Source organism: Thermosynechococcus sp. PKX95, from assembly GCF_031583295.1.
Taxonomy (GTDB): domain Bacteria; phylum Cyanobacteriota; class Cyanobacteriia; order Thermosynechococcales; family Thermosynechococcaceae; genus Thermosynechococcus.
Window position 1 is genome coordinate 1,412,047 of the sequence record NZ_CP134171.1, and the last position, 13,052, is coordinate 1,425,098.

The window sequence follows — 13,052 nt, forward strand, 5'->3', positions numbered from 1 at the left end:
GATGCTGATGCTTGATTAACGGACGTGGAGGGATTCGAACCCCCGACCCTCAGAACCGGAATCTGATGCTCTATCCACTGAGCCACACGTCCAGCCTTCTCATCATAGCATTAACCAAGGTAGGCTTGCTGAACCCGTGGATCATTCAGGAGATCTGCTGCACGACCGCTGAGGGTCACTTGACCCGCTTCAAGCACATAACCGCGATCGCCCAATTGTAAGGCTAGGTGCGCATTTTGCTCGACCAGTAGCATTGTCATCCCCTGTTGCCGCAGTTGTGCCAAGATGGCAAAAATTTCCCGCACTAAATTGGGCGCTAAGCCTAAACTGGGTTCATCAAGGAGCAGTAAGCGAGGACGACTCATCAGGGCACGGGCGATCGCCAGCATTTGTTGCTCACCGCCACTGAGGGTTCCCGCCAGTTGGTATTGCCGCTCCCGTAGTCTAGGAAAGCGCTTGAGTTGTTCTTCGAGGTCTTGTGCAATCTGCGCCTCATCTCGACGACAGTAGGCACCGAGAAGAAGATTGTCGCGTACGGTTTGGCGGGCGAGAACCTGACGCCCCTCTGGACAATGGGCAATGCCCAGGCTCACTAATTCATGGGGCGATCGCCCTGCAATCGATTGACCGGCAAAGCGAATGGTACCTTTACTGGGAACGAGTCTAGAGATGGCACGCAGCAGGGTGGTTTTGCCAGCACCATTGGCACCCACAAGGGTAATGCACTCGCCGGCTGCAATGGCCAGACTCACCTCGCGCAGAGCGCAAATGCCACCGTAGTGGACACTCAGGGACTCAATTTCCAAGATGCGCGCTTGAGAAGTCATCCCCTAGGCCGTGGTCTGTGATTCCTCCGTATTGGGGGAGCTACCCCGCGCCTCTTCCCATTCAGCAATAGCGGCATTTTCGGTTTGGGCAGCAGCACTGGTGACGAGGGCGCTAATTTCCCGAGAAAAGAACCCTTCTTCCAGTAGCTCCATATAGATAGGATGGAGGTTGCGTTGCAGTTCTTTGAAGATGGCGCGGGCGCGATCGGTATAGCGAAAGTTTTGGTCAAATAAGCTGGCCATCTGAGAAATCCAAGAGCACTGCCACTATCCTAAATCCTATCGGCACACCCATTGCCAGTGGTGGCGCGGACTTTTGTTTTCTTTCCCTTGGGCAATGATGGCAAGTCAATTTGTTATTCATTTTTCGATTGAACTTGACTTGAAGGTGCTGGTGTTGTTAAAGGATGTGTTCCTGTAGATACACCTCAGCCTTGTCCGTAGTCAGCGGTGGGGCAAAAAGATAGCCTTGGCCAGAGGGACAGCGCAGCGATCGCAACAGTTGCAGTTGAGTTGTGTTTTCAATGCCCTCGGCAATGCAATCGAGGTGGAGGTTGCGCGCCAGCACCAAAATCGTGTGAACGACCTCTAGATCTTCTTGGCTGCGATCTATTTGGGAAATGAAGGAGCGGTCAATTTTAATGCCATCGAGAGGCAGATTGCGTAAATAGCTCAGGGAGGAATACCCAGTGCCAAAGTCATCAATATTAATGCGCACCCCCATCGCCTTCAGCTCGGCAAGAATTTCGCGGGCAGAATCCAAGTGCTGCATCAAGGTACTTTCAGTAATTTCTATCTTTAGAAAGTGCCCTGCTAAATGGTAATGCTCAAGGGTTTGTTGAATCTCAGCTACAAGGGTGGGCAAAGAAAATTGATTGGCGGACAGATTGATGCTCATCGTAAAGCCCACGGACTGAAGCTTGGGATAACGCTGTTGCCACTGCTGCAACTGTTCACAGGCATTGTGCAAGACCCAGCGGGAGAGTTCAAAAATCAGCCCCGTTTCTTCAGCGACGGGAATAAAAACTTTGGGGGAAATCAGCGTATCCCCCTTTTGCCAGCGCAGGAGTGCCTCAAAACCTTTGAGAGATTGGCTCCGGAGCTTGACGATGGGCTGATAGTGGAGGACAAAGTCCCCCCGTTCAATCGCTTGCCGCAGTTCCACTTCTAAGTACAGGCGATCGCGCACCTGTTGCAGCATCACAGGATCAAAGACATCAATGCGATTGTGTCCCTTGGTTTTAGCGTGGTACATGGCCATGTCAGCATCCCGCAGCAGTTCCTCACTACTGGTGTAATGGGGGTTACCCATCACAAGACCGATACTCACCGTGCTGTACAGGGTGTAGTGATCGATTTCAAAGGGATGGTTGAGGCGATCCTGCAGTTGGTGGGCAATGGCTTGGGCATGTTCTATCCCCTCAATATCATTGAGCAAGACCGCAAATTCATCTCCCCCTAGGCGTGCCACTACGTCCTGAGGACTCACACAACGCGTCAGCCGCTGAGCAAAGGCTTGGAGGAATAAATCCCCTGTGCCATGTCCCAGACTGTCATTGAGGGTCTTGAAGCGATCAATATCCAAACAGAAAACAGCATAGTGGTACTTGGGGTGCTCGGCTGCATAGCTGAGGGTAAGGCGCAACTGCTCCTCAAAGAACCAGCGGTTGGGTAAATGGGTGAGGCGGTCATGGCGGGCTTGGTAGAGGAGTTGGGCTTCGATTGCTTTGCGCTCTTGAATTTCCGCTTGCGCCTTTTGATAGAGTTCTGCTTGCAGGATGGCGATCGCCAACTGGGTCGAAATTTGCTTAATCAGTTCAATTTCACTGTCTTGCCAGTCGCGGGGATGGGCGCACTGATGACAGATGAGCAACCCCCACAGCCGCCCTTCGACAATAATCGGTACCACTAGATTAGCCTTAACCTGATAGTGCGCCAGCAAATCGCGATAGCAGGAGGTAACAGGCGCTGTGTCTAAATCATTTACCACATGGATGCGACCGCGCTTGTAGGCTTCAATGTATCGCTCTGTAAAGCAGGAATCCCCCACGACATCCCCAAGGGCTGACAACCAAGGAGGGATCACCGCTTCAACGTCCATAATGCCGCGCCAATCCTCAAGGAAGCGATAAATAAGCACGCGATCGCAGCCCAAGAGTTCTCGCACATCCTTGACGGCAGCTTCGAGAATCGTGGCCAGATCAAGGGATTGGTGAATGTGCTGGGTAATTTGTACCAGCAGGCGATCGTACTGGGCTTGGCGCAGAAGTTGTTGTTCCACCTGATGGCGATCGATGGCATGGCGGATACTGCGCGCCAGCAAGTTGGGGCTGAGTTCCTGAAAGCTCAAGTAGTCCTGAGCACCACTGTGGAGGATCTGCGTGGCCAGATCCGGACGATCGCTGGGATCAATCACAACTAAGGGTAAGTGTGGATAGCGTTGCTGGAGTGTTTGCACTGCTTTAAGAACGTGATCCCCTTGAGCAATGAGGACAAGGAGATTGGGCTTGGCCTGAGCAACCACCCCAGGGGTTAAATGAGAATACGGACAGGTGTGAACTTGATAGCAAATGTAATCAATCTCGGCGAGATGGGGATATAAAATTTCACCCGATTGGGGGATGTTTTCGATCAGTAATATGTTGATGGATGGCAATAAGCATTTTTTTTGAGGATATTTTTGCGCAGAGTCTTCTGCGACGACTTCAAGGGTCGCTAGTGATTCTAAAGGGCAGTCATCAACAGCGGATAAAACAAGGAGTTTCTCAATCATTGCTAAGTCATCATTCAACACATTAAAATCACAAACTATACAAAAACTTATCAAGGAATATTATTTGTTGCTTCTTCCTAAGTCCATCATACAGCCCTTTTCTAAACTATTGGAGCAGCGATGGCGCTTCATCCCTCAAAGAGCGGTTTTGAGGTTTTTCTGACCGTGATCCCGTCACTGTGAAAAGGGGTGGGGATCGCTGTGAGATCGTGATAGAGAACACGTTTAGACTGCTATCAAAATTGCTAGGTTAGGAGCAGCATTCCCCAAAGGCAGGGGGTTGATCATTGTGCTGCAAAAACAACTTCAAAGCTGGCTGCGGGTTTCTTTATCGACATTGACGCTGGCGATCGCCCTTGTAGTTTCCCCATCCCCGGGTCTCGCCCAGCGGGATTTGATCCCCATTGACGGTTCCGATGAGGATATTCAGCTTCTCTTTGATCTGGTTTATTATCCGCGCCGCGATCCTGCCCGTTTTCGGCTGCAAAACAGTGCTGAGGTGGAAGCCTATCAGTTGATTCGCACCATTTTGCGTACGGGCACGACCCTCTACATCCGGCAGCGCCAAGATGATAATTACGGCTCCTATAGTTTTAGTCGCGATCGCTTGATCTTGCGTCCCCGCGCCCTTGCCCATTGGCCAATTTTTATCGAAACGCTGCGCCACGAGGGCTGGCACGTCGTTCAAGCCTGCTTTGCCGCCAAACGAGATTTGGATTCCTTGGTGCCCGTGGGCATTCGCGTCAGCCCCGGTATCGTCGCGGATCTCTACCGCAAGAGTGGCTATAACCCCGAAGACATTCCAATTGAGGCCGAGGCCTTTGCTGCTGAGCGGGTACCCAATATGACATTGCAGGGGCTACAGCGCGAGTGTGCCGACTGGATCAACCGCCCCAGCAAGAATTAGAGAGAAGAACGGGTCGATGCACCGCAATGCCGACAATAGGGTAAGTGGCGATAGGTGGGCTGCTGACAATTGGGACAGGGCATCCACTGCAAATAACCACAGTGGGGACAGTGTTGATCGAGATCCCGCAGTCGTTTGCCGCAACGGACACAGCGGAGTTTTTGGACTCGCCCTGCCGCCTGTCGCTGTGGATTGAGGAAAAGAGCTTGCGCCACTTTAATCATGCCAAACCCCACCGCTGGAATCAGCAGGATATAGAGGTAGCTGACCAAAAAAAGCAGACCGCCAAAGAGAGCAAGAATGACATTAGCCAGCCACTCAAAGAGGGCTCCCACCTGCAATAGTTCAAAAATCTTCAGCACCAAAGGAATCAAGAGGATCACCAGTAGGTGCCAACTCATGAGGGCAAGCAGGCCATGGCGGTGGCGATCGGCAAAACGATGCACCACTAGGGCGATCGCAATCAGCGGTAATAGAAAGAGGGCTTGTAAAACAAATTGGAGACTGGGATACCAAAACTGAGAGCGCTGATATTGGTTCTCAAGCTGGGCAAAGGTGGCGTCCTCGGCTAAAAATTTCAAGAAGGCTTGGCTATCGGCTTCTTGGAGAATCGCCTGTTCAAGGGCCGCCATCTCATTTTTGAGAGCGGCAATTTGGCGGTTGTTGGCCTCAAGGGTGGCTTTGGCCCTAGCAGCTTCCACCAAGTTGATCGATTGATCCGGGGGTTGCCCCGCAAGCTGCTCTAATAGTGTCGAGTCATACTCTTGACGAATGCGGGCATTGGTGGCCTCGAGGGTTTGAATTTGTGCCTGTTTCTGCTGTCGTTGCTGGAGTCGCTCCCGATGGGTAGGGCGGTTGACGGCATCTTGATACTCTGCATAGGTGAAGCAAATGGCGGAGATGGTTCCCAGTTTGCCCTTGCTGCTTTCCTGTAGGCGCTCCACAGCGGTCTGGAGCGGGGGGTCAAGGCTAATCTGCTGCTCTAGAAAACGAATGTCGCGCTCCCTAGCGGTGTCTTGGCGATAGGCTTGCCAAGGAGCATAACAGGGCTGGGCTTGACTGGGACTCAAAGGCCAATTGCTAATTTCGCTGAGGCCACTAAAGACATTAATGAGGATAAAAATATCCACCAAGATAATGACAATGAGACTGACCCAATTCAGGGGTTCGTCATTGACAAGGCGCGATCGCCGCCAAAATCCCCGCCAGAGTCGCCTCAACCCGCTTGTGATATTCATGGCAGCGTAAACCCAAAGGCAAGTTTTACCCGCTCTAGGGTTGCATTGGCCACGCGGGCGGCCTGTTCTTGGCCTTTTTTGAGCAAATCCTTGAGATAGCGGGGGTCTGCCATAATCTCTTGGTATCGCTGCTGAATCGGTTCTAGGGTAGCAATCACCGCATCGGTGAGGAGGGGCTTAAACTGTCCCCAGCCCATATCGGCACATTCTGCTGCCACTGCCTCTTTGGTTTTTCCCGTGAGTACTTGATAGAGACTCAGCAGGTTATTGGCTTCGGGGCGATCGGGATCGTCAAAGGTCAAGCCACGAATCGGGTCAGTTTTGCAGCGCTTGATCTTCTTGCGAACCTCATCCGGCGAGTCCAAAAGGTTAATGCGACTCAGTTCCGAGGGATCCGACTTCGACATTTTCTTGGTGCCGTCGGTGAGACTCATCACCCGTGCTCCCGCCTTGGCAATCAAGGGTTCCGGTAGCTTGAGAATTGGCGGCTGATTGCGGGCAAAGAGGTAGTTCACACGAGCGGCAATATCGCGGGTCAGTTCCAAGTGTTGCTTTTGATCTTCCCCCACAGGAACTAGATCGGCATCGTAGAGCAAAATATCCGCGGCCATGAGCACAGGATAGTCCAGTAGTCCTGCCGCCACGTTTTCCCCCTGCTTGACGGCTTTTTCCTTGAATTGAATCATGTCCTCCAGCCAGTTGAGGGGGGTAATGCAGTTCAGTAACCAAGTGAGTTCGGCATGGGCGCTGACGTGGGATTGGACAAAGATGGTGGCGTGGGCTGGGTCAATGCCACAGGCCAAGTACAGAGCAGCAACAGTATAGGTATTAGCCGCCAGTTCTGCGGGATTGTGGGGGACGGTAATGGCATGTAAATCCACCACACAAAAGTAGTTCTCATAGTCCGCTTGCCCCGCCACCCAGTTGCGAATGGCTCCGAGATAATTCCCCAAGTGCAAGCTACCTGTGGGCTGGACTCCCGAAAGCACCCGTTTTTTGGTCACCCCAACCTCCTCTAATTGTGTTCCTACTATGCTACAGCCCTTTTCCTATGGATGGAACACGGCTTAAACGATGAAAGCCCCTATCCCATGGCAGGGTCATCTGGGCTTGCCCAATGCCCGCAGGGGTCTGGGTGATGATATTGCTAACTTGGCGCTGAGTCCTGCTGGGTCGCTTTAGTGCGTGCTTCTAATTCTTCAAGGCGGCTTTTTAGAGTTTGATTTTCCTTTTGTAACTCGTTGAGGGTGGTCTCAAGGGTCTTGAGGCGGTCATCGCTGCCAAGGGCTTTCTGAACTTTGGCGATTCCTTCATCAACTGATCGTTTGATACGGCCGTCGGTGGTGCGATCGCCCAGCTGCTGCAGCAGGCCTAGAACTTGGGGATGGTCAATTTGACTCAGGGCTTGGACAACGGCCATCTGGGTAAAGAAAAAGGTCTCGTGGCTGAGTTGCTCTAGCCGTTCCAGAATTTGCTTCAGTTGGGGATGGTGGCGATCGCCAATGGTGCCAAGGGTACGAATGGCGGCCAAGCGTAGGGGTTGCGGGACATCAATAGCGGTGTAGTCAAGAACCAAATTCACCGCCTCTGGAGACTCCTTGAGTTGCCCCAAGCCAGCGATCGCCCCACAGCGTACCACCTCATTCCAGCCTTGTCGTTTTTCCAAAGCCTTCCGCAGTCGTTTCAGCACTTTTTCGAGCTTGGGTTTCGGTTGCGGTTTGGCAGCGGCAATCACACCAATTCCCTTCAGGGCGGCAGCTTCAACGCTATAGCTGGGGTCGCCGTGCTTGGCAATGGGCTTGAGAAGTTCGTAGGCTTTGGCGGACTTAAACCCAGCAATGGCCTCCACTGCGGCGGCACGAACATGGGGGTGATCATCGGCTAGTGCCAGCTTGAGCGCCTCTAAGCTTTGATCCAGTTGAATCGTGCCCAGCACTTTGGCAATTTCACGCCGCACTCCCCAAAAGGGTTCCCGTTGCAGCGCCGCCGCCAAGGTTTGCACAACTTCTAGGTTTCCTTTTTTGCCTAGGGCAATGGCAGCTTGAACCCGCCCCAAAACATCGGGGTCGTACTGCAGTTGGGCTTTGAGTTCAGGGAGGGGGTACTCTAGGGTAACGGTTTTGAGGATATGGTTGCCGGCATCAAAACTCACAAAGGTGGGCTGCTGTGGCAGCGGCAAATAGAAGGTGTGCTCTGGTTCATGAATGCGCAGGGGAATGGTTTTGACCGTCACCTGCCCCTGATCATCCACCGTACCGATGCCAACAGGAATCCGCAGATCAAAAAGGTTGCGCTCTAGGGGCGTGACCCCATCGGTCACCTGCTGCTGCTTGACGGTAAGAACGGCTAATTGATCGGCTACCTCCCAGCGATAGCTCACATGGAAGTCGGGATGTCCCCCACGAAAAACGTATTGGTCAAAGAGGGGAAGTAGGTTGCGCCCAGTGGCCATTTCAATCGCCCGCAGCAGATCCACCGTTTCCACAGCTTGGTGGGCGTAGGTGCGGACAAAGGTTTGAATGGCTTTCCAGAATAACTCTTCTCCGAGTTCCTGGCGGATCATGTGATAGACACAGGCGCCTTTTTCGTAGAGGTGGCGATCGTAGAGTTCAATGGCTTCGCGATAGACATGGGTGACAATGGGGCGGCGGTAGCGATCGCTATCCTCACTGAGGTAGTTGCGCAATTCCTCAAGGCGATAATAGGCGGCAAAATCAGCGCCATATTCCTCCTCAAACCAGAGCACCTCGGCATAGGAGGCCATGCCCTCCTTGATCCAAGCGTGAGACCAGTGCTTGATCACCACCAGATCGCCAAACCACTGGTGTGCCAACTCATGGGCCACTAAACTTTCACTGCGAAAATCTTCAGCGGCGGCTCGCTCATCCAACAGACAGCGGTCTGTCAATAGGGTTGTCGAGGTATTTTCCATGCCGCCAAAGATAAAATCGGCCACACAGACTTGGGCATATTTGGGGTAGGGATAGGGATAGCCGTAGATGCGGCTGAAAAAGTCCATCATCTTTGGCGTTTTGCCCAAGGTGCGGCGGGCATCAGCAGCGCGATCTTTAGCAACGTAGTAGGTGACGGGCTTCCCCTGCCACTGGTCATCAAAAACCGCAAAATCCCCCACCGCTAGGGTCATCAGATAAGTGGGATGGACCTGGGGTTGATACCAGTGAAAGATTTGCCACTCTCCCTCGCTGTAGCAGGCACGCAATTCCCCATTGGAAATGGCCTGTAAGGGTTGGCGCACCCGCGCTCGTACCTCTGACGTCGCCAGCTGCCCAGGAGAATCAAAGCAGGGAAACCAATAGCGGGAGTCCTCATCTTCCCCTTGAGTCCAAGCTTGGGGGGGATCAGTGGCAACAAAGTACAATCCCCGCTGGGGTTTCTGCAGACGGTAGTCAATGGTGATCACCAGCACCTGATCTGGATGAATCCCCAAGCTCGCATCAAGAGAAATATCCAGAAATTCACCATCGTAGTGGAAGGCTTGGGGTTGGTGCTGCACAGTCACACTCTGGATCTGTTGCCCCACGGCATTGAGGCGCAGCTGGCGCACTTGGGAGTGCAATGGTCGTAGATGGATATGACACTGTCCCCAGCATGCCTGGGTCTCTAAATCTAGGGTCAAGTCCAAGCAGATATGTTCCACCTGCCCCACTCGATCGGGACTGTAGTGGGGACGCGCACCGCTGAGAACAAAGGATTTGGCTGGAGTGACATCAAGAGTCATAGGTCATGTTGAGCCGCACTTGCTCTTAGTCTAAGGGGCATCAATCGAGGAGTTCAACCACCTTATAGCGACTGGTATGACCCTTAATCAGCTGAATACGGGACTTGGGTACCTGAAAATAGGCCGCCAAGACAGCAATGAGTTCCTCATTGGCTCTGCCCTCAGTAGCTGGGGCACGCACCGCCACCACTAGCTGGCCGTCAGAATTCACGGAAACAGAAGAGGTTCTTGCATTGGGTTTGACCACCAGATGGTATTTCTTCATGCCCTCCTAGCCTGAAGCATGGGCACAGATGTGCTGCCCAATTTGCTTGTCAATTTTCATAATGTGATTCACTAACCAGTCTGCTAACTTACCATGGATCCGGGTGGCGATCGCCGCATCCGCTTGGCTGTCGCGGTACTGCTGCTGCAGCTCTTCAATCATCTCGATGAACTGTTTATGGGCGCAGCGGTTAACTTCTGCTAGGGGGCACTGGTATTTTTCAGCACAGCCTTCTTCATTCCCGAAGTGCCACTCTGCATAATACTTCATGAAAGCAATTAGCTGTTTAATCGCAGCGCTTCCCCGACCCTGTTCAATGGCATCCGCCAGATCATTGACAGCACAGACGAGTTCCTTGTGCTGTATATCAATCATGGGCACGCCGGTCTGCAGCTGCTCTGTCCACGCGAAGCGTTGCATTGTTTTTTATCCCCCTAGACCGATTGCGGGTGGGTTTTTGTTTTCAGAAACGTAAAGATTCCCTCTAGAAAGGAGGAGCTAATTTCTGTTGTTTCAATGAGTTCTGGTTCCCTAGGGCTGGCGGCGGGAGCAGCAATGCCAGCAATTTCCTCGGCAATCCCCACCACTATTAGGCGAAAACAAATTTTTTGCACCTCTAGAATGGGTAAGTTCAACGCTTCACTGATTTCTTGGAGGGTTTTGGTACCGTTAGCGTACTCCCACACTTGCCACTCATGATGATTGAGGCGGTAGGGGGGCTGTCCTTCAATCGTGCTGGCAATGGTTGAACTCGGCAAGGGCAGCTTGTCCATTAGGGCTGTCCAATCCCGCAGCAGTCGTAGACCCGCCAAGGAAATTTCCATGGGTGAGGCACTCAGTCCCGTCATTTCGCCAAAAGGCAGTGGATGGTTGGCATCGAACTTAAACCAGCCCTCATTGAGACTAAAGAGGTGAGGAATCGGTGTCAGTACCTGTTGCTTGAACAATAGCCGCAGCTGTTCTGGCTCAAGGGCACCTTGGGTTTTCAAGCACAGTCCAAGGGATCCGGTTAGGGAACAAAAGGGTAAGAGGCGTTGAATGGTAGTTGGGCGCAGCCAGCCCCGCTGCTCAATGAGCCGTTGCAATCCTTGGTGATCCAAGGTCGTTGTTGCGGCTACAATTTGACCCAAGCGAAAGAAGATATAGTACTCCTGCATTTGGGGAATCAGCGGCATCATCCCCGCCATTTCCACGGGCTTAATGGAAAGGCAACCCGTTTTTTGCCCCTGCTCCAGAAAACGGAAAATTTCCCCCAGTGAAAACTCTGATAGATAACCGGTGATTTTCATAGATTCCCCCTAATAAGTTGAGTGATTCTGCGTTCAGTTACGTGGCTAGAGCACTGCGGTTTAATTGCGAGGATTGGGCACTGGCATAGGCTTGAATGAGTGCCATCATGGCAGCAGCAACAGAGGACTGATCTAAAGCATTGACTGGTAGCATCGGTGGGCGACGGTGGGGACTCAAGTAGCCAAGGGCGATCGCGATCTCTTCAGCAGGCCACGCATTGGGATTATCGGCATGGCTCAGACCCACTAGCATTGGAATCTTTGTGCGATGGCGCATGAAGGCCAAAATCCGCCGTGCGGCTCGAAAATCTTGGGGACGGTGAGAACTGACCAGTAGGATAAACGCATGGGCTTTGCGAATAAGAATATCCCACATAAAGTCAAAGCGTTCTTGACCAGGCGTGCCATACAGATGCAGGGCAACATTAGGACCAAACTGCAGCCGCCCAAAATCCATCGCTACCGTTGTCTTTTCCTTGAAAGCAGCAATTTCATCCGTTGCCTTGCGATCGGTATCCACCACCTCAATTTCGCTGATGGTACGGATGAAGGTGGATTTGCCTGCGCCCACTGGTCCTGTGATGACAATGCGCATAATTTCCATGGGTTGGCACCTCAATTACGGCAAAACACAGAGGAATCAGGCTGGTCTAAACATTCACGGCTTGCCCCATACCCATAAGTTGGGTTTGCAATTCAGCCAGAACATTTTTAATTTCAAGGTTGATAATGCCCAATTTGGCAGAGGCATCCGCCAGCACAAGGAAAACCGCATCTTCGGTGCAACTGGTGAGAATGCCATACCCACTGGCACCCTCTACAAGGATGCGCTCGATTTTGCCCCGGCTTAGCTCTCGTCCAATACGTTCCCCCAACGACAGCATGGCCGCTGACATCGCTGCCACCCGTTCATCATCCATTCCCCCCGGCAAGGTTGCCGCCAGCGTCAGACCATCGGGAGACACAAGGGCGGCTCCTTGGACATTACTGGCATTGGCAACAAAGTTTTGCAGTGTAGCTTCAAGTTTTGCGGCATTAATTGGCATAATCTAATCCTCGTAAAGATATGGGAACTTTTTGAACAATGACTGCTAGGTGACCTACATGGCAGCAGCCCCTGTGGCAATTAGCCGTTGAAACAGTGCCTGGGTCCAACCGGTTTCCTTAAGAACCGCTTGGGAAGACACCTCGAAGTAGGCCTGCTCAATAAAGGCAAGATCAATCATGCAAATTTTGCCTAGGGCATCACTGAGAGCCTCGGATTTGTTGGCTTCCCTTAACTTTTGCCGCACGGCGTTGACAACAATTGCCATCGCGGGTACCACATGCTGTGGCCCAATGCCAATGCGCACGTGAACCAGACCAATTTTCCAGCGTCGCTCAGCGTAGGCCTTGCCCCAACCATCCATCCCTGTGAACATTTCATGGAACCAGTCGATGAAGGTTTGATGGAGGCGATGAATGCGTCCTTCTGTGGCGTTGAGAATGGCATTCATCTCTTCATCCCGCCCCAAGTAGTCATAAAAAATGTCGGCCATTTGGGGGGCAATTTCCTTTCCCCACGGCGCGGCCTCCGCCAACAGGGATTTGTCTGCATCGGTCAACTGGACTCGCCGTACCATCGTTGCCATAAAATTGACTGGCTCAATTGTCATCTCTTTCGCCTCGAAACACTGAATAACTTTAATTACTAGATCAGGTGAATTGACTGGGCGTCCGTGATTCAGTGATTAGAATCAAGTCAGGCACTTACTCCTGCAAGCTAACAAACAATATTCGGAAAAGCTGAAAATTTTAGAAACAATTAAAGATTCCCCCTTAAAAATCCAAGCACTGCTGGTACAGACCTCTGCATTAGATGCTTGAAAAGCGCTTCCTCACTCCACGACATGCAACCTCAACTCAGATTTAGCCGATTTCACAGGGACTCAACACAGAAATACAAAGTTGCTCCTCATTCTAAAAAGTGTGAAGTTAGCTTACTTATCACTCTGCGTTGCAGAAACAGGCTGCG

Annotated in this window: 13 protein-coding genes and 1 tRNA gene; 1 reads left to right on the plus strand and 13 read right to left on the minus strand. The window is 52.1% G+C overall.

Translation table 11 applies throughout. From position 1 onward, the window contains the following. Positions 1-19: 19 nt before the first annotated feature. The 4 genes from RHH81_RS06810 to RHH81_RS06825 form a co-directional block, all read right to left on the minus strand. Positions 20-92: transfer RNA gene (locus RHH81_RS06810), tRNA-Arg, on the minus strand. Positions 93-110: 18 nt separating this feature from the next. Further along, positions 111-827, minus strand: a complete 717-nt coding sequence (locus RHH81_RS06815) for an ABC transporter ATP-binding protein (RefSeq protein ID WP_302677873.1) — start codon at positions 825-827, stop codon at positions 111-113. Positions 828-830: 3 nt separating this feature from the next. Beyond that, positions 831-1,070 (minus strand): hypothetical protein, encoded by a 240-nt coding sequence (locus RHH81_RS06820; protein WP_206199522.1) that lies wholly within the window; start codon positions 1,068-1,070, stop codon positions 831-833. A gap of 157 nt (positions 1,071-1,227) precedes the next feature. Beyond that, positions 1,228-3,483 (minus strand): EAL domain-containing protein, encoded by a 2,256-nt coding sequence (locus RHH81_RS06825; protein ID WP_310742802.1) that lies wholly within the window; start codon positions 3,481-3,483, stop codon positions 1,228-1,230. A 397-nt stretch (positions 3,484-3,880) separates the two neighbouring features. Here RHH81_RS06825 and RHH81_RS06830 point away from each other — a divergent pair, with 397 nt between their 5' ends. After that, on the plus strand, positions 3,881-4,507 hold the full coding sequence (locus RHH81_RS06830) for a hypothetical protein (protein ID WP_310744273.1): 627 nt from the start codon (positions 3,881-3,883) through the stop codon (positions 4,505-4,507). On the opposite strand, the gene RHH81_RS06835 is transcribed toward RHH81_RS06830, so the two are convergent. The 9 genes from RHH81_RS06835 to RHH81_RS06875 all read right to left on the minus strand — a co-directional run bounded on the left by RHH81_RS06835 (position 4,504) and on the right by RHH81_RS06875 (position 12,693). Further along, positions 4,504-5,745 carry a zinc ribbon domain-containing protein gene (locus RHH81_RS06835; RefSeq protein ID WP_310742803.1) on the minus strand — a complete coding sequence of 414 codons (1,242 nt, stop codon included), beginning with the start codon at positions 5,743-5,745 and terminating at the stop codon, positions 4,504-4,506. The two genes, RHH81_RS06830 and RHH81_RS06835, sit on opposite strands and share 4 nt — an antisense overlap. Beyond that, a complete protein-coding gene (gene trpS / locus RHH81_RS06840) occupies positions 5,742-6,749 on the minus strand; it encodes a tryptophan--tRNA ligase (RefSeq protein WP_310742804.1) in 1,008 nt (335 codons plus the stop codon). Before trpS ends, RHH81_RS06835 begins: the two co-directional genes overlap by 4 nt. Positions 6,750-6,892: 143 nt before the next feature. Next, a complete protein-coding gene (locus RHH81_RS06845) occupies positions 6,893-9,484 on the minus strand; it encodes a M1 family metallopeptidase (RefSeq protein ID WP_310742805.1) in 2,592 nt (863 codons plus the stop codon). 40 nt (positions 9,485-9,524) lie between these two features. Beyond that, positions 9,525-9,749, minus strand: coding sequence for a DUF167 domain-containing protein (locus tag RHH81_RS06850; protein WP_206199527.1), 225 nt, complete (start codon positions 9,747-9,749; stop codon positions 9,525-9,527). 6 nt (positions 9,750-9,755) lie between these two features. Then, positions 9,756-10,169, minus strand: a complete 414-nt coding sequence (locus tag RHH81_RS06855; RefSeq protein WP_206199528.1) for a hemerythrin family protein — start codon at positions 10,167-10,169, stop codon at positions 9,756-9,758. A 14-nt stretch (positions 10,170-10,183) separates the two neighbouring features. Further along, positions 10,184-11,038: a DUF4388 domain-containing protein gene (locus tag RHH81_RS06860; protein ID WP_206199529.1), complete on the minus strand. Its 855-nt coding sequence runs from the start codon at positions 11,036-11,038 to the stop codon at positions 10,184-10,186. A gap of 37 nt (positions 11,039-11,075) precedes the next feature. Continuing rightward, entirely contained in the window at positions 11,076-11,642 is a 567-nt protein-coding gene (locus RHH81_RS06865) for an ATP/GTP-binding protein (RefSeq protein WP_206199530.1), read from the minus strand. 46 nt (positions 11,643-11,688) lie between these two features. Then, the gene (locus RHH81_RS06870) at positions 11,689-12,084 is read right to left on the minus strand and encodes a roadblock/LC7 domain-containing protein (RefSeq protein ID WP_206199531.1); all 396 of its coding nucleotides are present in this window, start codon (positions 12,082-12,084) and stop codon (positions 11,689-11,691) included. Positions 12,085-12,138: 54 nt separating this feature from the next. Continuing rightward, the gene (locus RHH81_RS06875; RefSeq protein ID WP_206199532.1) at positions 12,139-12,693 is read right to left on the minus strand and encodes a protoglobin domain-containing protein; all 555 of its coding nucleotides are present in this window, start codon (positions 12,691-12,693) and stop codon (positions 12,139-12,141) included. Positions 12,694-13,052 lie beyond the last annotated feature (359 nt).

What these genes read in the sequence shown, in the direction of transcription:
- RHH81_RS06860 (WP_206199529.1), bottom strand. Translation starts at nt 11,038, where the DNA reads ATGAAAATCACCGGTTATCTATCAGAGTTTTCACTGGGGGAAATTTTC.
- RHH81_RS06855 (WP_206199528.1), bottom strand. Translation starts at nt 10,169, where the DNA reads ATGCAACGCTTCGCGTGGACAGAGCAGCTGCAGACCGGCGTGCCCATG.
- RHH81_RS06835 (WP_310742803.1), bottom strand. Translation starts at nt 5,745, where the DNA reads ATGAATATCACAAGCGGGTTGAGGCGACTCTGGCGGGGATTTTGGCGG.
- RHH81_RS06850 (WP_206199527.1), bottom strand. Translation starts at nt 9,749, where the DNA reads ATGAAGAAATACCATCTGGTGGTCAAACCCAATGCAAGAACCTCTTCT.
- RHH81_RS06875 (WP_206199532.1), bottom strand. Translation starts at nt 12,693, where the DNA reads ATGACAATTGAGCCAGTCAATTTTATGGCAACGATGGTACGGCGAGTC.
- RHH81_RS06820 (WP_206199522.1), bottom strand. Translation starts at nt 1,070, where the DNA reads ATGGCCAGCTTATTTGACCAAAACTTTCGCTATACCGATCGCGCCCGC.
- RHH81_RS06865 (WP_206199530.1), bottom strand. Translation starts at nt 11,642, where the DNA reads ATGGAAATTATGCGCATTGTCATCACAGGACCAGTGGGCGCAGGCAAA.
- RHH81_RS06845 (WP_310742805.1), bottom strand. Translation starts at nt 9,484, where the DNA reads ATGACTCTTGATGTCACTCCAGCCAAATCCTTTGTTCTCAGCGGTGCG.
- RHH81_RS06815 (WP_302677873.1), bottom strand. Translation starts at nt 827, where the DNA reads ATGACTTCTCAAGCGCGCATCTTGGAAATTGAGTCCCTGAGTGTCCAC.
- RHH81_RS06870 (WP_206199531.1), bottom strand. Translation starts at nt 12,084, where the DNA reads ATGCCAATTAATGCCGCAAAACTTGAAGCTACACTGCAAAACTTTGTT.